Source organism: Rhizobium metallidurans (genome assembly GCF_014196505.1).
GTDB lineage: Bacteria > Pseudomonadota > Alphaproteobacteria > Rhizobiales > Rhizobiaceae > Rhizobium > Rhizobium metallidurans.
The window spans coordinates 76914-98300 of sequence record NZ_JACIDW010000014.1 but is presented as its reverse complement, the minus strand read 5'-3'; the positions used below and the strand labels follow the sequence as shown (position 1 = coordinate 98300).

At 59.0% G+C, this 21387-nt stretch carries 20 protein-coding genes; 4 read left to right on the top strand and 16 right to left on the bottom strand.

From position 1 onward, the window contains the following. The 8 genes from GGQ67_RS18845 to GGQ67_RS18810 all read right to left on the bottom strand — a co-directional run bounded on the left by GGQ67_RS18845 (position 1) and on the right by GGQ67_RS18810 (position 8795). Entirely contained in the window at positions 1–777 is a 777-nt protein-coding gene (locus GGQ67_RS18845) for an ABC transporter substrate-binding protein (protein ID WP_183901664.1), read from the bottom strand. A gap of 259 nt (positions 778–1036) precedes the next feature. Next, on the bottom strand, positions 1037–2458 hold the full coding sequence (locus GGQ67_RS18840; protein ID WP_183901663.1) for an FAD-binding oxidoreductase: 1422 nt from the start codon (positions 2456–2458) through the stop codon (positions 1037–1039). A 92-nt stretch (positions 2459–2550) separates the two neighbouring features. Beyond that, positions 2551–3447 carry a dihydrodipicolinate synthase family protein gene (locus GGQ67_RS18835; protein ID WP_183901662.1) on the bottom strand — a complete coding sequence of 299 codons (897 nt, stop codon included), beginning with the start codon at positions 3445–3447 and terminating at the stop codon, positions 2551–2553. A gap of 71 nt (positions 3448–3518) precedes the next feature. After that, the gene (locus GGQ67_RS18830) at positions 3519–4613 is read right to left on the bottom strand and encodes an ABC transporter ATP-binding protein (RefSeq protein ID WP_183901661.1); all 1095 of its coding nucleotides are present in this window, start codon (positions 4611–4613) and stop codon (positions 3519–3521) included. Between the two features lie 69 nt (positions 4614–4682). Beyond that, positions 4683–5495, bottom strand: coding sequence for an ABC transporter permease (locus GGQ67_RS18825; RefSeq protein WP_183901660.1), 813 nt, complete (start codon positions 5493–5495; stop codon positions 4683–4685). Continuing rightward, complete coding sequence (locus GGQ67_RS18820; RefSeq protein ID WP_210279705.1) at positions 5495–6322, bottom strand: ABC transporter permease; 828 nt, start codon at positions 6320–6322, stop codon at positions 5495–5497. The genes GGQ67_RS18825 and GGQ67_RS18820 overlap by 1 nt, the downstream gene beginning before the upstream one ends. Before the next feature lie 45 nt (positions 6323–6367). Further along, on the bottom strand, positions 6368–7411 hold the full coding sequence (locus GGQ67_RS18815; RefSeq protein ID WP_210279704.1) for an ABC transporter substrate-binding protein: 1044 nt from the start codon (positions 7409–7411) through the stop codon (positions 6368–6370). 514 nt (positions 7412–7925) lie between these two features. Further along, a complete protein-coding gene (locus GGQ67_RS18810; protein WP_183901658.1) occupies positions 7926–8795 on the bottom strand; it encodes a LysR family transcriptional regulator in 870 nt (289 codons plus the stop codon). Between the two features lie 77 nt (positions 8796–8872). On the opposite strand from GGQ67_RS18810, the gene GGQ67_RS18805 reads away from it, so the two are divergent. Then, positions 8873–10117: a pyridoxal phosphate-dependent aminotransferase gene (locus GGQ67_RS18805; protein WP_343056528.1), complete on the top strand. Its 1245-nt coding sequence runs from the start codon at positions 8873–8875 to the stop codon at positions 10115–10117. Beyond that, positions 10114–10548 (top strand): RidA family protein, encoded by a 435-nt coding sequence (locus GGQ67_RS18800; protein WP_183901657.1) that lies wholly within the window; start codon positions 10114–10116, stop codon positions 10546–10548. Before GGQ67_RS18805 ends, GGQ67_RS18800 begins: the two co-directional genes overlap by 4 nt. A gap of 66 nt (positions 10549–10614) precedes the next feature. Here GGQ67_RS18800 and purU read toward each other — a convergent pair whose 3' ends face one another. From purU to GGQ67_RS18770, 6 genes are all read right to left on the bottom strand, one after another. Continuing rightward, the gene (purU, locus tag GGQ67_RS18795) at positions 10615–11499 is read right to left on the bottom strand and encodes a formyltetrahydrofolate deformylase (RefSeq protein ID WP_183901656.1); all 885 of its coding nucleotides are present in this window, start codon (positions 11497–11499) and stop codon (positions 10615–10617) included. 55 nt (positions 11500–11554) lie between these two features. Next, positions 11555–12445: a bifunctional methylenetetrahydrofolate dehydrogenase/methenyltetrahydrofolate cyclohydrolase FolD gene (gene folD / locus GGQ67_RS18790; RefSeq protein WP_183901655.1), complete on the bottom strand. Its 891-nt coding sequence runs from the start codon at positions 12443–12445 to the stop codon at positions 11555–11557. A 110-nt stretch (positions 12446–12555) separates the two neighbouring features. Beyond that, on the bottom strand, positions 12556–13227 hold the full coding sequence (locus tag GGQ67_RS18785; RefSeq protein WP_183901654.1) for a hypothetical protein: 672 nt from the start codon (positions 13225–13227) through the stop codon (positions 12556–12558). 1 nt (position 13228) lies between these two features. Beyond that, positions 13229–16123, bottom strand: coding sequence for a glycine cleavage T C-terminal barrel domain-containing protein (locus tag GGQ67_RS18780; protein WP_183901653.1), 2895 nt, complete (start codon positions 16121–16123; stop codon positions 13229–13231). A 1-nt stretch (position 16124) separates the two neighbouring features. Further along, positions 16125–16376, bottom strand: coding sequence for a sarcosine oxidase subunit delta (locus tag GGQ67_RS18775; protein WP_183901652.1), 252 nt, complete (start codon positions 16374–16376; stop codon positions 16125–16127). Between the two features lie 10 nt (positions 16377–16386). Next, on the bottom strand, positions 16387–17628 hold the full coding sequence (locus GGQ67_RS18770; RefSeq protein WP_183901651.1) for an FAD-dependent oxidoreductase: 1242 nt from the start codon (positions 17626–17628) through the stop codon (positions 16387–16389). A gap of 129 nt (positions 17629–17757) precedes the next feature. On the opposite strand from GGQ67_RS18770, the gene GGQ67_RS18765 reads away from it, so the two are divergent. After that, the gene (locus GGQ67_RS18765; protein WP_183901650.1) at positions 17758–18651 is read left to right on the top strand and encodes a LysR family transcriptional regulator; all 894 of its coding nucleotides are present in this window, start codon (positions 17758–17760) and stop codon (positions 18649–18651) included. Here the strand turns inward: GGQ67_RS18765 and GGQ67_RS18760 are convergent. Together GGQ67_RS18760 and GGQ67_RS18755 are read right to left on the bottom strand one after the other, a co-directional pair. Continuing rightward, the gene (locus GGQ67_RS18760; protein WP_183901649.1) at positions 18619–19335 is read right to left on the bottom strand and encodes a GntR family transcriptional regulator; all 717 of its coding nucleotides are present in this window, start codon (positions 19333–19335) and stop codon (positions 18619–18621) included. The two genes, GGQ67_RS18765 and GGQ67_RS18760, sit on opposite strands and share 33 nt — an antisense overlap. A gap of 133 nt (positions 19336–19468) precedes the next feature. Then, on the bottom strand, positions 19469–20227 hold the full coding sequence (locus GGQ67_RS18755; protein ID WP_183901648.1) for an SDR family NAD(P)-dependent oxidoreductase: 759 nt from the start codon (positions 20225–20227) through the stop codon (positions 19469–19471). Positions 20228–20346: 119 nt separating this feature from the next. On the opposite strand from GGQ67_RS18755, the gene GGQ67_RS18750 reads away from it, so the two are divergent. Continuing rightward, positions 20347–21363: a GlxA family transcriptional regulator gene (locus GGQ67_RS18750; RefSeq protein ID WP_183901647.1), complete on the top strand. Its 1017-nt coding sequence runs from the start codon at positions 20347–20349 to the stop codon at positions 21361–21363. Positions 21364–21387: the final 24 nt, after the last annotated feature.

Below are 21387 nucleotides of genomic sequence, written 5' to 3'. Positions count from 1 at the left end.
TTACTTGAGCGCGGCGCTTTCGATGCCCCATTGCTTCAAGACCGCGTCATAGGAACCGTCGGCCTTCATCGCGGTCAGGGCATCGGCGACCAGTTTCGCCAAGGCCTTGTTGTTCGTCTGGAAGCCGATGCCGAGCTTTGTCGGGCTGATGCCTGTCGCAACCTTCTTCAGGCTGTCGTTCTTGCTCATGTAATAGGAAATGAGGCTATCGGTGGCGATGAAGCCTTCGACGCTGTCATTCTCGAGCGCACGGATGGCGACGGGCTGGGTGTCGAAAGCCTGGATCGTAACGGCGGGCTTGCCGGCTGCTTCGCATTTCGAGCTGGCGTCCTGCAGCACCTTCAGCGAGCCCGATCCCTGCAGCACGCTGACCGAACGGCCGCAAAGCCCCTCCAGTCCCTCGATATCTGCCGTCTTCTTGGTGACGACAGTCTGGCTTGCCTGGATGTAAGGCACCATCGCAATGGCCTGTTCACGCTCAGGCGTGATGTACATAGCGGCGCATACCATGTCGAAACGGTCCGCCTGGAGAGCCGGGATAAGACCCTTGAAATCGAGGCTGATGAATTCGGCGTTCGACCCCAGCTGCTTGGCGATGGCGCCGCAGAGCGCGACATCAACGCCGGTCGGCTTCTGGTTATCATCGTAGAAGCCCCAGGGCATCTGGGTCAGCGAGGTTCCGATCCTCAGGTTTTTCGGTGCTTCCTGCGCGTAACCTGCTCCCGTCAGAGAGGCAGTCATAAGGATGGAGGTGGCGATGACATCAAGCATTTTCATGGCATTCCCCTTTTCTGATTATTCAGTATCCTATTTGTATACTTAAAAACTTGTCAACTGACTTCCTGGCGCGAATTGAAGAAATTTCATTCGACAACTGCTGTAGTTGACTGATCTTCGAGCCTTTCGCGGACGGCCGAACCCTGCTCCGCCGGACGACAGGCGAAGATGCATGATGCTGAACTCGTGATCGGCCGGATGATGTGAGGCGGATCACGCCCCCTGTCGCATCCGGCAGCCCTGCCTCAGGCGGGCGGCGTCATTCCGGCAGTATTCGACCCGGATTCATGATGTTGTGGGGATCGAACAGCGACTTCACCCCCTTCATCATTTCCAGTTCGATTTCGGATTTGTAGGTCTTCATTTCGGCCACGTGCAGCGCCCCGATCCCGTGTTCGGCGCTGAACGTACCGTTCATGCCTGCGGCAATGTCGTAGATGACCTTGTAGACGTCTTTGCGCATCTTCGATTGATCGGGAATGGCAGCCCAGCGGGACTTTTCGAAGATCACGTTGTAGTGCAGGTTGCCGTCGCCGACATGGCCGACAATCGCTATGTCGGCCTGCGGGAAAGCCTCGTCGACCTTCGCCTTGGCGATCTGAATGAAGCGCGGAATATCGCCGATCGGCACGGCGACGTCATGCGACATGCCCATGCCGTATTTCTTGTGAGACTCGGTGACCGAGTGCCGAAGTTTCCAGATCGCCGCTCGCTGCGCCTCGTTGGCGGAGATCAGCACGTCTGTGATATGGCCGTCCTCCATCGCTCCGCCGAGAACATCCTGGAGACGGTCGGCAATATCGCCCTGCCCGTCGGAAACGATATCCACCAGCAGGAACCAGCCGACATTCTGATCGTAGGGAACGCTCAGATCCGGCATCATCTCCTTCACGATGCGGACCTCGCTGCCGGAAATCAGCTCCATGGCGATGATCGATGTGTCAAATGTCTTCCGCAGCGGCTCCGTGAAGGCTGTCAGGTTGACAATATCCTCGAATGAGATCAGCGCCGAAGTCAGATGGGGAAGGCTCGGGAAAATCTTCAAAGAAACCTTCGTGATGATGCCCAGCGATCCTTCCGCACCAATGAACAGATGCTTGAGGTCGTAGCCCGTATTGTTCTTGCGAAGCGTCCGCATGCCGTCCCATATGCGGCCGTCCGGCAGCACGACTTCCATGCCGAGCACGAGATCGCGGGTATTGCCGTAGCGCAGGACGCTGGTGCCGCCGGCATTGGTCGAAACATTGCCGCCGATCTGGCAGCTTCCTTCCGCCCCGAGGCTGAGCGGGAAGAACTTGTCGACCTTGACGGCGGCCTCCTGAATGTCGGCAAGAATGCAGCCTGCCTCGGCGGCGATCGATGCATCGAGCGGATCGACCGACAGGATGCGGTTCATCCGCGACAGCGAAAGAACGATTGAACGGCCCGACGCATCCGGCACAGCACCAAGGCACGTGCTCGTATTACCGCCTTGCGGAAAGACCGCGATCTTGTGGTGAAAGCAGATGGAAAGGACGTCGGAGACTTCCTGCGTGCTGGCAGGCAGAGCGACACACAGTGTCTTGCCGCGCGCGCGTCCCCAGAAGTCCTCGAGGAACCCCTCGGCGTCGGCTCCGGTCCTGATATTCTTCGCACCCAACCGTGCTTCGATTTCGGCGACGATCTGCTTGTCGATGTCCATGTTTCACTTCCAGTTGGCAATCTGCCGGGCACACGTCTGTCGAATATGGGCGGCTTGCGAGCGACGGCAGCCGGTAGCCACCGTCCCCAGTATTAAAGAGACGCTTCCAGCGCCTCCATTTCCGGAAGCATCTTGACCAGTTGCGCTTCCGTTTCCGCGCTCGCGCTCAAAAGCGGCAGCATGGCTTCGCCGCAGGGCCTGCCGAGTATCCGTAGCGCAGCCTTGAGCGGGATCGGATTGTGTTCGGAAAAGATGAGCTTCAGGAACGGCCTGATCCTCGAGTGCAGTTCCAGCGCCTCCTTGGTCCTGTTTTCCTGACCAAGTTCGGTAATCCTGTTCCAGACCTTGGGGATGATGCATGACGAGGCGAACAGGCCACCCTTGGCGCCGGCGGCCAGATGCAACGGATAGACGTCCTCGTCACCGGAGAGGATCGCAATCTTGTCACCCGCCGCCTCGAGGACGCGCATCTGCAGGCCGGCATCGGCATTGCATGCCTTCATCGCGACGATGCGGGTGGTTTCGCCCAGAGCTTGGACCGTTTCCGCCGTGAGGGAGACTCCCGTGCGGTAGGGGAATTCGTAGAGGACGAGGTCCGTATCGAGCGTGTCGGAAATCGCCTTGAAGTAGTCGATCACGCCTTGTTGGGTCGGACGAACGTAGAAGGGCGTGGTGACGAGAAGGCCGTCGGCGCCGGCATCGAGGATTCGCTTGCCGGAATCGAAGACTTCGCCGAGACCCGGCGCGATCAGACCCGCAATCGTCGGGATGGCGCCATCGACTGCCTCGACGGTCGCGCGAACCATGTCGACCTTTTGCTGCTCGCTCAGCGAGATATATTCGCCGGTACCGCCGATCGGCGCGAGGCCGGTGGCACCATTTGCCAGGAGGTAGCGTGCAAGCTCCTTGACGGAAGAAACGTCAACGTTTCCGTCCTTGATCGGGGTCGGTGTCGCCGTGACGATACCGGAAAGATTGCTGATATCCATGATATGTCTCCAAAATTCCAATTCTCGTCACGAGAGCGATGTGCGGGCGCGCGGGTGCGCCCTTAACCCCATTAGGCTTCATCCTGCAGAACGACGAGATCCTCTGCGTCCCAGCACAATTCGATTGCATCGCCGACCTTGTAACGGCTCTGCAGCGGCAAGGAGGTGAGCTTCAGCTTGAGGACCGTGCGGTCCGGCAGCTCCACCGCAAGCGTCGTCATGCTGCCGATAAAGGTTACGCCCTCGACGCGCCCGGCGACCGTCTGCACGGTCGCGGACGAACCCGCTTCGCCGGCAGCGACGGTTCTGATACGTTCAGGGCGCAGCATCACCTGACAGGACTGACCTGCGGCAACCTTGGCATTCGACGGCAGGGTAAGCGCGTAGCCGGTAGAGAGCTTCAGACGTCCGCCGGCCTCCACAGTTCCGGTTAGCAGATTGGACTCACCGATGAACTGGGCTGCGAACTTGTTGACCGGACGAAAATAGAGGTCGTCGGGCGTGCCCAGCTGCACGATGCCGCCATGGTTCATGAGACAAATACGATCGGACATGTTCAGGGCTTCTTCCTGATCATGCGTTACGTAGATGAAGGTCGTCCCGATCTCGCGGTGCAGCGTCTTGATTTCGTCCTGCATCTGCTCGCGCAGGTTCTTGTCGAGTGCGCCGAGTGGCTCGTCCATCATGATGATCGATGGCGAGTAGACGATGCAGCGGGCGATACCGACACGCTGCTGCTGGCCACCCGATAATTGCTTTGGCTTGCGATGTTCGAAACCTGCAAGGCCGACACGTTTCAGGGCGTCCGTTACCTTGTCCTTGATCTCGGCCTTGGAAACGCCGCGCACCTTGAGGGGATAGGCAACGTTTTCGAAGGCTGTCATATGCGGCATGAGCGCATAGTTCTGGAACACCATGCCGATGCCGCGCTTGCGCGGCGGCGCATTGGTAATATCCACCCCATTGAGGAGGATCTTTCCGGTAGTCGAGGCAAAAGCGCCCGAAATCATATTGAGAAGCGTGCTCTTGCCGGAACCAGACGGGCCGAGAAGAGTGAGAAATTCGCCCTTCTTGACCTGGAGCGTCGTGGCGTGCAGGGCGAGAAACGTGCCGAATTCCTTCGAAACCCCCTGCAATTCAATCATATTCTGTTCGGTATCGGTCATGGTTTCTTCCTTGGCGCGGAAAGAGCCTCGGCTCTGGCGCAAATCTGTTTGTTCGGTCGATGGCCTGCCTCACGCCGCAACGTCGGCTTTCTTCTGAAGCATCACATTGACCAGGCAGACGACGAGCGAGATGGCCGTAAGAATGGTCGATACGGCCGCGATCACCGGTGAAATCTCCCACTGGATCGCGCTGAACATCTTGACCGAGAGCGTGGTCGTGCTGGGCCCGGCCAGGAACCACGAAATGACGACTTCGTCGAACGAAACGAGGAAGGCGAACAGCGCTCCCGCCCCGATCGAAGGATAAAGCTGCGGCAGAACCACCGTCATCATCATCCGGAAACGGCCCGCTCCCATCAGCATCGCGCCGAATTCCAGGTTCGAGTCGAGCTTCTGCACCCCTGCACTGATGATCACCAGCGCATAGGGAAGCACGAACATGGTGTGAGCGACGACGAGTCCTGCCGTGGTTCCAGTCAGCCTGAGATAGGAGAAATAGAGATAGACGCCGAGCGCAAAGACCACCGATGGAATGACCAGCGGGCTCATGATCAGTCCGATCAGCAACTTCTTGCCGAAAAAGCTGAAACGAACAATCGCATAGGCGGCAGGCACGGCGATGATTGTCGAGATGATGGTCGTCATGAAAGCGACCCGCAGGCTGAGGAACAGCGGCTGCATCCAGGAAGCGCTGGAGAAGAATATGCGATAGAGATCGAGAGAATATTGCCGCGGCGGAAAGTTGAGTTCGTACTGCGAACCGAACGAGACCGGGATGACGATGATGCTCGGTGCGAGCAGGAAGATGTAGACGCAGACGGCGAGAGCCGTGCCGATCCAGCGGTAGGTGACCTTTCGACCATCCTTGATATGACCAGCCATCAGTGCCCCCCCTGCTGTTTGCTGCGCAGAAGCGTTGCGGGCACCGCAAAGATGGCGACCAGCGCGAAGAGGATCACGCCCACCGCAGAAGCGATGTTCCAGTCCAGAACCTCGCGGGTGTAGAAATCGACGAGGTTCGCGAGCATCAGATCCTGCTTACCGCCCATTAGTGCCGGCACGATGAAGAAACCGAGCGACATGACTGCCGCGCTGAGAGCGCCGGCGAGAACACCGGGAACACTGAGCGGAAGCGTGACGGTCAGGAAGATGCGGGCAGGTTTCGCACCCATGATCTCGGCTGCGCGATAAAGTGCCGGGTCGATCGCCAGAAGACTGGCAAGAACCGGAAACACAACGAGCGGCGTCAGATAATTGGTCATGCCGACCATGACCCCGACGCGATTAAAGATCAGCGGCAGGGCCACATCGATGCCCGTCGCCCAGGACAGAAAGCCGTTGATGATGCCTTCACGACCGAGGATAATCGTAAAGGCGTAGCTCTTCACGAGGATGCTGGTCCAGAACGGCAGCAGGACCAGAACCATCAGCGCGGCTCGCCGCCGCGCCGACTGCCGCGCCAGATGAAGTGCGACGACATAACCCAGGACGACGCTGATAAGACTTGCGAGGAGAGACACCTCCATCGTCGTCCGCATCGCGCGCAGGAACAGATTGCTTTCGACAATGCTGGCGAAGGCCTCAGCGGATGTTCCACCCGCCGTGCTGTTGTAGAAAATGAAGATGAGTGGGACCAGAGCTACCAGCAGCGAAAGGATCGCTGCCGGAGCAATGAAAGGTCCGGCACCCTTGGATGCGATGACTGTCACGGAAATGTCCTCTAGGCTTCAACCAACGATATGAAATCGTGACTGTTAACCGAGCAGCCATTCCTTGAAGCGGCGTTCCGTCGCCTCAAGCTTCGTCGACCACCATTCGTCGTTGATATAGGCGTTGTTCTTGTTGTCGAGTTTCGGCAGCCATTCGAGCGATTCCGGCTTCAGCAGCGAATAGGCCTTGCGGCTGATCGGAGCCCCGCCCTTCGCTTCCATGCAAGACGCCTGATATTCCGGCTTCATCGCGAAAGAGAGGAACTTGAACGCATTTTCCTTGTTCGGTGCTCCCTTCAGAACGGCAAGATATTCCACGCCGTTGAGGTTCTGGTCGAAGGAGAAGCCGAGCTTCACACCCTGGTCACGGTTGCTTGCCTGGATGCGGTTCGCATAGGTGAAGCTGAAATCCGCTTCCTTCGTCTGTAGCAGCGTCACCGTCTGGGGAGTGGCTTCAACCCACTTGGCGACGTGCGGCTTGATCTTCTCGAGCACCTTGAATGCACGGTCGATATCGAGCGGATAAAGATCGGCCGGCGCGACGCCATCGCCGAGAAGGGCGATTTCAAGCGTCTCCATCGCACGCGTTCTCAGCGTGCGGCGGCCGGGAAAGGCCTCTGCATTGAAATAGTCGGCGAAGGTATTGGGATGCTTGCCGTCCGGGAAACGAGCCGGGTCGAAGGCGATGCCACCTGCAAAAGTGAAGAAGGGCACAAGCACTTCCTTGGATGGCAGGGTCAGGTCGGCTTCGTCGAAGAGGCCGGAGGGAAGCTTTTCCCAATAGCCGTTGGCAGCGCCACTGGCGCCCATCGAACCGGGCGCATCAAAAACGTCCCACTGTACGTTGCCGGTCATGACCTGAGCCTTGACCTTGGCCATGTCGGGCGTATCGAGAACCGTCACGTTGATGCCGGTTTCCTTCATGAACGGCTTGACCAGGCCGTCCTCCATACCCTGGCGATAATTCCCACCCCAGGTAACAAGAACCAGTTCCTTGGTAGCCGCGTAGCTGGTGCTGACGTAGGGCGCGGCTAGCACGCCAACCGTTGCGAGACCCGCCTTGGCTAGAAAGTTACGACGATTGATCATGGGCAGATTCATGCGACGACGAGTCATTGTGTTCCCCTTTTTCTCTATCGTTGAATGTATTCGCTACTGGCAGCGTTGACGATTTCACCGCTGCGATTGGATCGCTTGCAAACCCTTTCAATACGGGTGCAGCCCTTGGCTAAAGGCGCACCTCGGCATTCACAGCGCAGCTCACGCCGCGCCGCTTTCAACTTCACTTCCGTCGCCGAATCTCCCTGGCAGGCGGATTTATGGTCGGATGCTGTCCACAGTCTTTGATGACGCACCACTCGATTTCAGTGGAGGAGGTGCAAGGCAGCTTGTTGGCCTCAGTCGCCATTCAGAATACTTTACGTATACCGAAACCGCTGTCAATGGCCATCGTGAGCAAATCCTTTTTTTTACGACAATCATGTTTCAGAGGCTGAAAGGCGCGACGGCAGCGTGATCTGGGCGCAATTTTTCCCAATGATCATAATTAGTTGGAAAAGCTCCAAAGCAGGCGCGCAGGAAAGAAGCGCTTAGCAAGCCTCGTTCAAACCTTCGAAATCGCTTCGCACGCCTCCACAAAAGCGCGAATGGCGGCGATGCGCGGACCGGAATTGGCCCAGAGCACCCCCATATTGCGAAGCTCGCCATCCTCCATCCGATGTTTCTGCAATCGAAGACCTTCGGGCCATGGTGGAGCCCAATCGGGAACCAGGGCGACGCCCAGACCGCGATCGACGAGTGCCGCGATGGCATCCAACGCGTCGAGCTCAGCCCATTCCCGCACAGTGATGGAATGACGGCGCAGATATCGGTCGACGATCTGGCCTCCCCATTGATTGCGGTCATAGCGAATGAACGGCTGCTCTGTGAGGACCAGACGGAAATCGCTGACTTCGAGATCAGCGGGCGCGAGCAGGAGCAAAGGTTCCTGCCGGATGGTGGACCAGCCAAAAGCCTTCGGAATCGGAAATTGCGGCTCGATCAGAATAGCCGCGTCCAGTTCGCCCGACAGGACCGCATGGTAGAGGTTCACGGATGAACCAGGCTGCAGGAAATACTCGATCTGCTGAAAGCGTTCGCTGAGGTTGGCCGTAATCTGTGGAATGAGGCCGGTCATCGCAGTCGCGGTCGCACCAAGCCGAAGTTGACCGCTCGGAAGATCTCCGGCCGCGATCGCACTCAGGTCTCTTGCCGCGCGCACGAGAGCCGGCCCGTGGCGCTGCACGGCAAGACCGGCAGCCGTCGGACGGACCGTGCGCCCAACCCGTGAGACCAGTTCCTGACCAAGCTCGGCCTCCAGCGCCCTTATGCGCTGCGCCACAGCAGCCGATGTCATATTGAGGCGTCGTGCAGCCTCTGCGACGGAGCCACATTCTGCGACGATCAGGAAACTCTCCAGAAACTTCGTATCCATAAGATATATTTTCTATCTTTTGAAGAAACTAGCAAGCATATTTTATTGCTTTAAAACCCGGCTATCATTGCTTCAACGTGGCCTTCGGGCTGATGAAGGGAGTTTCAATGACTATTCAAGCTAAGTTCGAACGCATGGGCACAGATGCTGCGCCTGGTCAGGAAGTCCGCCAGCAGGCGGGAGATATCCAGGCGCTCCTGCGCGGAGAAAAGATCGAGGGCCGCCCCGTGGACTTTTCCCACGGCGACGTTGACGCGTTTACGCCGACACCCGGTTCCTTCGAGGTTTTCAGCGCGGGCGTGGAAGCAGGCGGCAAGCAGGCCTACACGGAATATCGTGGTGATATTTCGATCCGCGAACAGCTCGCCCCGAGCATTGCAGCCTTTACCGGCGCGCCCGTCGATGCAGCTGACGGCATGATCTTGACCCCCGGTACGCAGGGAGCGCTTTTCCTGGCTGTCGCGTCCACCGTCGCGCATGGCGATAAGGTCGCAGTGGTTCAGCCGGACTATTTCGCCAACCGCAAGCTGGTCGAATTCTGTGAAGGGCAGATGCTGCCCATCCAGATGGATTATCAGAATGTCGAGGGCCGCGCCGGCCTCGACCTCGGTCAACTGGAAGACGCCTTCAAGTCGGGCGCGAAAGTTTTCCTGTTCTCCAACCCGAACAATCCGGCAGGCGTGGTTTATTCGCGCGAAGAGATCAAGACGATCGCCGCCTTGGCCAGCCGCTACGGTGCGACCGTCATCGTCGACCAGCTTTATTCGCGCCTGCTCTATTCCGGTGTGGACTACGCACATCTGCGTGCGGAAGCGATCGATGCCGAGAATGTCATCACCATCATGGGACCGTCCAAGACCGAGTCGCTGAGCGGCTATCGCCTTGGCGTCGCCTTCGGTTCGAAAGCAATCGTCACCCGGATGGAAAAGCTGCAGGCAATCGTATCGTTGCGCGCCGGCGGATACAGTCAGGCCGTGTTCCGCACATGGTTCAACGAGCCGGCGGGGTGGATGGATCAGCGTGTACGTGAACATGAAGCCATCCGCGACGACCTCCTGAAGGTATTCCGCTCCAGCGAAGGCGTGAGGGTCCGCACCACGGAAGCCGGCAGCTACATCTTCCCGCAGTTGCCAAAGCTGTCCGTCAGCGGCAAGGATTTCGTTCGCATCCTGAGGCTTCAGGCAAACGTGATCGTGACGCCCGGCACCGAGTTCAGCCCCTATTGCGACAGCAGCGTGCGCCTGAACTTCTCGCAGGACCATGTAGCGGCAGTGGCCGCGGCAGGGCGCCTCATTACGCTCGCTGACCGATATCGCGCATGAACCCGGACCAGTCCGGAAATGGCAAGCCGATCCCGCAGGGGCTTTACGTCCCTGCGATTCGTCGTGGAGACATGATCTTCACGGCAGGAATGACTCCGCGCCGGGATGGCGTTCTGCAATTCACGGGCATCCTTCCCGCCTCGGCCGATCCGGCGCAGCATGGCGACGCGGTCATCCTCTCCTGCGGCAACGCTCTGTCGGCGGCACAGTCTCAACTTGGTGCCGACGAACGGCTTTCCGCGATCCTCAGCCTCACGGTCTATATCGCTGCCGAGCCGGGCTTTACGGCCCACTCGAAACTTGCCGACTACGCCTCGCAGTTCCTGAAAGATCAACTCGGCGACATCGCCATCGGATGCCGCGCCGCAATCGGCGTGGCCACCCTGCCTGGCAATGCGCCGGTCGAAATCCAGCTGGTCGCCTGCGTATAAGCATATGAAAAAGCCCTGCCCGCCATCTCTCAAGAATGGCGGGCAGGGCTTTTCGCGCTCCTGTTTTCAGCCCATGCGTTCCGAGGCGAACGACCCCGGTGACGCCGGGAAGACGATCGTGCGGTTTCCGTTGAGGAATACACGGCGATGGATATGAGCATGGATCGCCCGCGCCAGAACCTGGCTCTCCACATCGCGACCGAGCGAAACGTAGTCGTTCGGGCTTTGCGCGTGCGTCACGCGGATCGTGTCCTGCTCGATGATCGGACCTTCGTCGAGATCCGCCGTCACGTAATGCGAGGTAGCGCCGATCAGCTTCACGCCGCGCTCATAAGCCTGCTTGTAGGGGTTCGCACCCTTGAAACTTGGCAGGAAGGAGTGGTGAATGTTGATGATACGCCCCGACATCCTGCGGCACATCTCATCCGACAGAACCTGCATGTAACGTGCAAGCACCACCAGATCGGCATTCGTTTCATCGATGATGGCCAGCTGACGCGCTTCCGACTCCGCCTTGTTGGCCTTCGTCACGTTGATGTAGTGGAAGGGAATGTCATGGTTCACCACGACCTTCTGGTATTCCATGTGATTGGAGATGACGGCAACGATCTCGATCGGCAGCGCGCCGATCCGCCAGCGATAGAGCAGGTCGTTGAGGCAATGGCCGAAGCGCGAGACCATGATGACTACCTTCATCTTCTCGGTCTCGTCATGGAACGAATAGGTCATGCCGAATGCCTTAGCCGGATCAGCGAAACCCTCGCGCAGTGTAGCAAGGTCGGTTCCAGTCTCGGAGCGAAAACTGATCCGCATGAAGAAATTGCCGGTCTCGCTGTCGTCGAACTGCGAACTGTCGGTGATGTTGCAGCCTTTCTCGGCAAGGTAGGTGGTGATTGCCGCAACGATGCCCCGCGTCGAGGGGCAGGTCACTGTCAAGTAGAACTGGTTCATGGAAGCTCCTGGAGGATGGGCGGACGTCCGCCGGTTCGGCTGGCGGATGTTTCAATCAGGCCGTGAGGCTGGATGGTTCGGGAAGGCCTTTTGCGCGGCAGCACGCCGTCAGCGTATTTGCCAAGAGGCAGGCGATGGTCATGGGGCCGACACCGCCTGGCACGGGTGTTATGGCACCGGCCATATCGGCGGCACTGTCGAAATGCACGTCGCCCACCAGTTTTGTCTTACCGTCGCGTTCGATGCGGTTGATGCCGACGTCTATCACGGTCGCGCCTGGTCTGATCCAGTCACCCGTCAAGATTTCCGGCCGCCCGACGGCGACGATAACAATATCCGCGGATCGCACGATGCTTTCGAGATCGCGACTGTGGCTATGGGCGATGGTCACGGTACAGTTGTCGCGCAGTAGAAGCTGCGCCATCGGCTTGCCAACGATATTGGAGCGGCCAAGCACGACCGCGTTCAGCCCATCCAGCTTTCCGTGATGATGGCGAAGCAGCATAAGGCAACCGAGCGGTGTGCAAGGCACCATAGCCTTCTGTCCTGTCCCCAGCAAACCGACATTCGAGATGTGGAACCCATCGACATCCTTGGCGGGATCGATCGCATTTAGGATCTTGTTGCTCTCTATGTGCAACGGCAGGGGGAGCTGAACGAGTATTCCGTGAACGGACGGGTCGGCATTGAGCCTGTCGATCAGACCAAGCAGCTCGGCTTCGGACGTGGCGGCATCCAGCTTGTGCTCGAAACTCGCCATGCCGCATTCGCGCGTCTGCTTGCCTTTGTTGCGGACATAGACCTCGGAAGCCGGATCTTCGCCGACGAGCACGACTGCCAGACCCGGCGTGACGCCATGATCCGACCGGAGTTGCGCAACATGCCGGGCCACGTCCTGGCGGACGGTTTCAGCAAAGGCCCTTCCATCGATTTTCGTCGCGACCATGCGCATTCAATCCTTTACTGGCCCTCATCGGAACACGCGTCATCGTACGCGGGTCTGAACACCACGCAGAAAGCGATCCGTGTTGGCTTGTGGTTTTAGAAATTCCGCACTCAGGCGACAGCGCGCAACGCCGCCAGCTGAAAGCCCGCATCCAGTTCCTGCGCGGTTTCGGTCAGGACATCCAGAGCGAATTTCGCCGAGGCGATGTCGAGAAAGATATCGTAGGAAACTGCGCCGAAACGATCTTCGCGGGCAACGACGACATCCAGATGCAATGCGCGCGTCTGTGCGATCTCGTTGACCTTCAGGGTGTTCGGCCCGAGATCCGCCATCGAACTGCGGCGCATCAGCACCGGTGCGTCGGGACCGGAGACGACGAACCAGGCCCAACCTTCCTCGCGATAGGCATCGTAACCTTTCGCGGGAACCGTGCTCTCGTTCCATGCCGAACGCAGTTCGCGCAGCCGCTGTCCATCGTCACCGACAGGAGCGGTCAGCAGAACTTCCTGCTGACCGAGACGCATGACCGTCGTCCCGCAGGGCGAAATCGCGGATGTGTTGACCGCTGGCGGCACGGTCAGTCCCTGGGAGGCGACCCAGTCGATGGTTCCGGGCCCGCGAACGCCGAAACGTTCTGTCGGCGTGCATTCGATAACGACATTCTCGTCGCCTGTCGGCACGGTCGCGCGGCGGGTAAGGCGCGCACCGAGAAGATCGTTGCGCAGAGCAAGGTCGGGCTGCGATGCCTTCGCGGCAGTATTGATATGTCCAGTCGTGCTCATCTCACATCTCCTGCCGCTTGCTTTCCGGATCGTAGAACGGAACCTTCACCACCTTGGCCGAGATATCCTGACCGCCGAAGCTCTTGATGTTGAGGCTTGATCCCGGCTGGACATCGCGCGGATCGGCATAAGCAAGGCCGACCCATTTTCCGAGCGTCGGCGAATAGCAGGCCGAAGTCACGAAGCCCGCAGGACGGCCATCGCGGAAGACGAGGTTGGATTCGGCCAGATGCTTGCCATCGTCACCCGAGATTTCGAAACCGCACAGCTTGCGCCTGGTTTCAAGCTTCGCACGCGCCTCCACGCCGGCTTTACCAACATATCGGGCCTTGGTCTTGGAAATGGCCCATTCCATCGAGAGCTCTTCCGGTGTCGAAAGCGCATCCGTATCCTGGCCGATGATGATGTGGCCCTTTTCGAGACGCAGAATACGCGAGGCTTCCAGGCCGTAGGGACGCAGACCGTGAGGAGCGCCCACTTCGAGCAGCTTGCGCCAAAGGGCGGCACCGTAGGACTGCGGTACGTGCAGTTCGTAGCTAAGCTCGCCGGTGAAGCCGATACGCATGATGCGAACGGGGCATCCGCCGATGACGCCGACGCGACCGTTGAGATAGGGAAATCCTTCCGCCGAAAGATCGATGTCGCCGCCGAGCGCTTCCAGAACCTGACGAGCGGCAGGGCCGGTGACATTAATCGCGGCGAAAGCGGCGGTGATATTCTGGATATCGACCTGCATGCCCCATTTGGCATTGAGGAACATCATCTCGCTAAACACGCGCGCGACGGCGCCGGTCGTGGCCGTGACGTAGAATTCGTTCTCGGAGATGCGGAACGCGACCCCGTCATCGATCACGGATCCCATGTCGTTCAACATCAGGCAGTAGCGCACGCGGCCGATCGGCTGCTTGGCATGTGCCATCGTATAGATGCGATCGAGAAAAGCAGCGGCATCCGGGCCCCGGATCGCGAGCTTGCCAAGCGTCGAAACGTCCAGCATGCCGACCTTGTTGCGCACAAGCGCGACTTCGTCCGCGATCGCACGGCTGACGTCGCTCTTGCCGGCATAGTGGAACGGACGCCACCATGCGCCGACCGGCGTCAGTTTCGCACCGCTTGCGACATGCTCGTCATGAATGGCCGTATGGCGATAGAGAACATGGTTCGGACCGGCAAGAAGGCCTAGCCTTTCCGGACCATAAGGCGGACGCGAGGTCGTGATGCCGACCTGGCCGACGCTGCGGGCTGTCGAGCCGGCAACGATGCGGGCCGTTGCGAGCGCCGAGTGCCGGCCCTGCGATGGACCCATGCCGACCGTCGAATAGCGCTTGACCAGTTCAAGCTCGCTATAGCCGTCGGCGACCGCGTTCTTGATGTCCTTGACCTGCAGGTCTTCGTCGAAATCGACGAAATCCCGGCCCTTCGGATGTGCGGAAAGCTCCTGCGCATAGTTCATTTCCGGTGCGTCGAGATCCTCGATCGCGACGGGGACAGCCACATCATGGCCAAGCGCCCTTGCTGCCGCCGAACCGGCGATCTCGCCGCTGCGCAATACGGATTTCAGCGAGAAGACGCCGGCGACCGAACCTGCCAGATGGAAGTCCTGAGGCAGATTGCTGACGGTGAATTGACGGCTTGTGTCGTCGTAACCGAGCTTCGCTCCCGCATTCAGCGGCAACTGGTAGCCCGGCGTATACCCGGTCGCAACAACCAGGTGATCGCAGGCAAGCGTCTTTTCGCCATGCTGTCGCGTGCTGAAAGTGACGGCGCGGATCCGGCGATTGCCACTCGTGCCGACAGCCGCGATGACGCTTGCGTCGCGGATGACCTGCACGCCTTTCTGGGCAAGCAACTGCGCCAGCGCTTCGCATGCCGCGCCACCTGTAGGCGTCAGCACGGCAGCAATCTTCACGCCAGCCTCGACGAGATCCAACGCCGTCAGATAGCCGTCGCGATTGCCGGCGAAAACGACGGCCTGCTTGCCTGGACGAACCGCATAGTGACGCAGAAGACGCTGCGCCGCGGATGAAAGAATGACACCGGGCAAGTCGTTGTTGTGAAATACCAATGGCTGTTCGTGCGATCCGGAAGCAACGACCACCTGCTTGGCACGGACGCGGTAGAGCCGGTTTTCCTGAAGCACGGGAATGAAGTTGTCGGCGAACCAGCCGTTGCATGTCGCACCGGTCATGATCTGGATGTTCGGCAGATCCGCGGCCTGCTTGCGAAGCGCCTGCAGCACGGTGTTGGCTTCGTCCGTCTCGACATCGAAGCGCGCGTAGGTCAGCGCGCCACCCGTTTCGGGGTTGAGATCGACCACCAGCACCTGCGAACCGGCCTCGGCAGCCTTGACGGCGGCCGACAGACCGGCCGGGCCAGCGCCGACGACGAGCACGTCCACATGCATGCTTTCACGGATATAGTGGCCATGTCCGGCCTTGATATCGACCTTGCCGAGACCCGCGGATTTGCGGATGATCGGTTCCCAGAACTTCAGCCAGCTCTTCTGGCCTGGGCCGAAAAACGTGCGGTAATAAAAGCCGACCGGCATGAAGCGGCCAAACTTGTCGAGGATGGCGTTGCGATCGTTCTCTGCGGTGCCGCTGACATTCTGGGCTGTTACTGCAAGATTATCGGAAATGGCGCGCAGATCGGCGCGGACGTTCGGTTCGTCGGGCAACTGCACCAGCGTATTGGCGTCCTGGCCTGCCATGGTCAAAATGCCACGCGGACGGTGATATTTGAAAGAACGAGACAGTATCCAGCGATCGGCGCCCGCCATGGCGGATGCGATACTGTCGCCGGAAAAGCCTTCGACAGTACGGCCATCGAAGCTGAAACTGATCTTGCGGGTGCGATCGATGCGCGAACCCCAGGGGTATGGAAGCCGTTCGGTCATGTCAGGCGGGCTTTCGATTGGGAAGATAGGTAGCAATGATCTGGTCGGTGACCGTGTGGCGCTCTGCAATAAGGATCGTATTGGACGGCGTATGCCGCCACCATTCCTTGAGCACGCCCAGCGGGTTTTCCGCATAGAAAAGCGACTCGATCAGCTGATCGGGATTTTCCGCATCGGCGGCACGCACGGGGCCGAGATACTGAAATTCGGTGATGTTGCGAGGACCGTTCACCGGGCAGGTCAGGATTTTCATGAGAGCCTCGTCAATGGCTGGCAGCAGTCGCGCCCATCTCGTTGAGAAGGGCGAAATTTTCGAAACGGCGCATGTCGAAGGGTTTCAGAATGTCAGGCACGCGACCGGTGGCGATGGTTTCAGCCATGCGTTTTCCGGCTACCGGCGTCGCTTTGAAGCCCCAGGTTCCCCAGCCGCAATCGAGCCAGTAGTTCGTAAGTGGAGACGCGCCCATGATCGGGCTGTAATCGGGCGTCATGTCGGTGATACCGGCCCACTGGCGCAGCAGCTTGACCTTGTGCAGGAATGGGAAGAGGTGCAGCGCGCCTTCGGCAAGATGTTCCTTCTGGTCGAGCGTCGAGCGGGTCGACGCAAGCTGGTACGGATCGGATCCGCCACCGATGACGATTTCGCCGCGCGAAGACTGGACCAGATAGGTGTGCAGGTTGGCGGAAGAGACCAGCGTGTGCAGGAAAGGCTTGAGAGGCTGTGTGACCATGGCCTGAAGCGGGAAGCAACGGATCGGCAGCTTGATGCCCGCCAATTCCGCAACCTGACCATTGAGGCCGCCGACAGCCTGCAGCACATGGCCGGCCGAGATCGTCCCGCGATTGGTCTTGATCTCGGTGACGCGGTCGCCGGTCTTGCCGAAGCCCAGAACCTCCGTGCGCTGATGGATCTCGACGCCGCGAGCCGCGGCGTGCTTCGCATAACCCCAGGCAACCGCATCGTGACGGGCGGTGGCACCATCGGCATGCCAGAGGCCACCCAAGATTTCGTGCTGGCCGCCGATATCGAGATTGAGGTCAGGGCACAATTCGCGAACGGTCTGAACGTCGACCACCTCGATCTTCGTTCCCATATACTTGCCCATCTCGGCCCGCAGATGGAAGCTGCGCAGCGTCGCTTCGGAATGAGCAAGCGTCAGCTGGCCGCGCTGCGAGAACATGATGTTGAAACCAAGATCCTGAGACATGGTCTCGTAGAGCTCGACGCCTTCCTTGTAGAAGCGAACCGATTCCGGCGTCATGTAGTTTGACCGGATGGTCGTCGTGTTACGCGCCGTATTGCCGCCCGCGAGATAACCCTTTTCGAGCACTGCGACATTTGTGATGCCATGGACATTCGAAAGGTAATAGGCCGTAGCCAATCCGTGTCCGCCACCACCAATGATGACCACGTCATAGGCGCGCTTCAGATCCGGCGTCTTCGGAATATCGCCGTACGGAACGTGCCGGGAGCGAAGAGCATATTTCAACAGGGAGAAAGGCATTGTTTTCCTGCGCCTTGATGTGGCTTTGATGAAAGACAGAATGCCTTCTGGCCAAAGAGAAACAAGAAATCGTTCTTTACCCAGTGACCCCGTTTTTGTAATGCATGGGAAACTCAAACGGGATCAGCAATGCGCAATCTGCCACATCTGGACTACTTGCAGGCCTTTGAAGCTGCGGCGAGACATCTGAGCTTCACGCGGGCGGCCGAAGAGCTGAATTGCACACAAGCAGCAATCAGCCAGCGCGTTCGCGCGCTTGAGCGATTTTTTGCGCGCCCGCTCTTCCATAGGCGCAGCAATGGGCTGGAATTGACCGAAGTCGGAGCGGCCTATCTGCCGGGTGTCGCGGAAGCGCTCGACCGAGCTGAGATGGCGACACAGGGCCTTCTGGGCGCGCGAACCCATACAAGCATCACAGTGTCGGCTCCTTTGAGTTTTGTCGCCCTTTGGCTTGCCCGCAATCTGCACGGCTTTTCGTCCGCCAATCCCCAGCTTGAAGTACGCTTGAACAGCACGATCTGGACGGATCCGAACGTCGAACTGGCGGACCTGAGCATATTGGCACTGAGCGTTGCGAACCCGCCACCGGGATCGGTCCGGCTTGGCAGCGAGCGGCTCATGCTTTTGTCCGATCCTCAGACGGCATCACGCGCTGGCAAGAAACCTACGATAGAGTGGGCGCATTCCGCCCGCCTCATCCATGTCCAGGGTCGCATGCAACTGCTGGCTCTCTGGGCTCAGAAGGAGAAGCTTGACCTTGCACCTCAAGAGGCCCCGATCAAAGTCGACAATGCGGCGACCGCGCTGGAAATCTGTGCAAGCGGCGGGGGGATCACGGCGGCAATGTCGTCCTATACAACAGCCTATCTGGCATCCGGGCGGCTGGTTGCACCTTTTGGCGCAGGCGAGATCCTGCCTGTGGCGCTTCACATAGTCCCCAACCAGCAACGGCGCCTGACGCGGGCAGCTGCGGCGTTTATCGAGTGGCTGTCAGGGCAGGTTCCATTCGCTGGAGAGATTTAGATCATCGCCGAGAACCGGTGAGCTGGCGAAAAGGATACGCTTGATCCGCTGTTTCGTCAGTTTGTGATGAAGAGTGGCGTATTCATCTGCTTTGTCCGCATCCTGTGCAACGATCGCATCGAAAATGAGATCGTGCTGACGCACGGTCTCATCGAGATGTTTGCGGATGTCATTTTCGTCGTCATTGGTATTTCCGGCAAAACAGGCGCGCGCGATTCGGATCGAGCCGATCAGCGTCTGTTCATAGAAGGCGGCGAAATGCCTGTTGTCGGCGGCATTGGCAATCGCCATGTGGAAGGTGAAGTTCGTTTCCGAACGGCCAACACCCTCGCCAGACGCAACCTCCTTCTTGAACATGTCCATCTGCTCGGAGATTTTTTTCAAGTCCTCCTCGGTGCGGTTCTGCGCCGCCAAGCGATGGATGACGCGGCTGGCAACCAGCAATGCATCATAGAGTTTCGGAAGATCGTCGAAGTCAAGCGGCGCCACTTTGGCCGAACGCCCCTCGCGCACGACAAGGCCGTCGGCGATGAGCTGGATGATGGCTTCGCGGACCGGCGTGCGCGATACGGAAAGAGATTCGGCCAGCGCCGCTTCGTCGAGACTGCGACCGGGGCGAAGTTCCAACCGTAAGATGGCCTCGCGCAGTTCTCGTGCTACTTTCCACGCATCTCTTTCGCTCATATTTCCGCCTTCAAATAGACTGACAAAGCAATGCCTTATCGCAAAAGTGGTATTACAAAGAATTTTACAAGGCAAGCAACCGGCTGCGTGACCCCACAACCGGCCGACAAGTGCAATTTCCACGATAGATTGCTTAACGAATAAGCACGCCGGACGCCATGAAGCCGCCATCTATATTAAGCACATGCCCATTGATATACGCGGCCTCCGGAGACGCCAGGAACTGGATGGCCGCAGCGACTTCCTCCGGCTTGGCATAACGCTTGGCAGGGATCTGGGCATCCCATATCGCCCGGTCCTTCGGACCATGAACCTGGAGGATCATCGGCGTATCGACCGGTGTCGGCGCAACCGCATTGGCCGTGACGCCCTTGTCGCCGAGTTCTGCAGCCAGAAGGCGCGTCAGCATGTCGACCGCTCCCTTGCTGCAGGAATATGCACCGCGCCCTGTATTCGCGATCTGGCCGTTTACCGAACTGACGGTTATGATGCGCCCTGCACCTTTCGCTACCATCTGCCTTCCGGCAAATTGGCAGCAATTGAAAGTGCCGGTAAGGTTGACGGAAAGAATGCGCTCCCAATCCTGCGGATCGAAATCGAGGATCAGTCCGGTCTTGACGATGGCGGCGCTGGTCACCAGAACATCCGTACCTCCCATCGCAGCGATGTCGTTGAAAGCGGCTTCGACAGCATCACGATCGGCCACATCGACAGCGACCCCGGTAACGTCGCCGGCTTCCGAAAGGCGTGCCATGGCCTTGCCCAGAACCTCCCGAGACCGGTCCATGACGATCACCTTTGCCCCGGAACGCGCAAAGGCATGGGCTGTCGATTCACCGATACCGCCGGCGCCACCGGTTACCACCACTATCTTGCCACTGAAGTCATACATGCGATCATATCCCGATATGGAGAACCTTTACGTATACAAAGTGGATACCCATAGATTGTCAAGCTTCGCCGTGCACGCTATTTCCCGCGCTGACGCAGCCTAACGACCGGATTTCAGGAATGAGCACGCAGCTTTATCACCACAGCGCGCTGTTTTCGGAACAGGGTATCCGCAGGATCGGCGTCATCTTGGTAGACGGTTACGCTCTGATCTCCTTGGCTGCGACGGTCGAACCGCTGCGCGCGGCCAACATCCTATCGAAGACCAAGCTTTACGACTTTACCTTCATCACCGCCGAAGGAGGCCGCGCGCAGTCGTCCATCGGTATCGCGTTCGATGCCATCGAGATGCGAAGCGCGCCGGTCGATTTCGACCTCGTTTTCCTGGTGGCAGGCGGCAATCCAATCCTCTACGAGAATGTGGAACTGGGACATTATCTGAAACGGCTGACACGGCAGAACGTGCCGCTGGGCGGCATTTCAGGTGCGCCCGCCATCCTTGCGCGTTACGGACTGATGCGGCATCGCCGGTTCACCATCCACTGGGAGCACTTCGACTCGTTGAAGGAAATGTCGCAGGACTTCAACCTCGAAAAGTCGCTTTATGTTATTGATCGTGATCGATACACATCCGCCGGCGGCACGGGCACGCTCGATCTTTTGATCAACATCATCTCGAAAAACCATGGCCGTGTCCTGGCCCAGCAGGTTAGCGACTGGTTCATGCATACCGAAACGCGGCTTTCCGAAGCGCCCCAGAAGGCCGGTCTCGAACAGAAATACAACATTCATCACCCGGCGGCTCTGGCGGCCGTCGAACTGATGCACAACAATCTGGCGGACCGCCTTACGCTTGAGGAAATCGCTGGCCGGGCGCATATCAGCGCCCGACAGCTAAACCGGGTTTTCGTCGAAATGCTCGACATGAGCGTGATGGAATTCTATCGCCATATCAGCCTCGACCGCGCAGCCCAGTTGCTGAAGCAGACAGTCTTGCCGATTTCCGAAGTGGCGCTGGCGACGGGCTTCTCCAATGCCAGCCATTTCACCCGCATATTTCAGGCCCGTTTCGCGACGACACCGAAAGCCATGCGCGTCGCCGCCAGAGCCGTCGCCTTCGACAAGGAACGCCCTTGAGGCCGTTCCTTGCTCGCGGGAGAC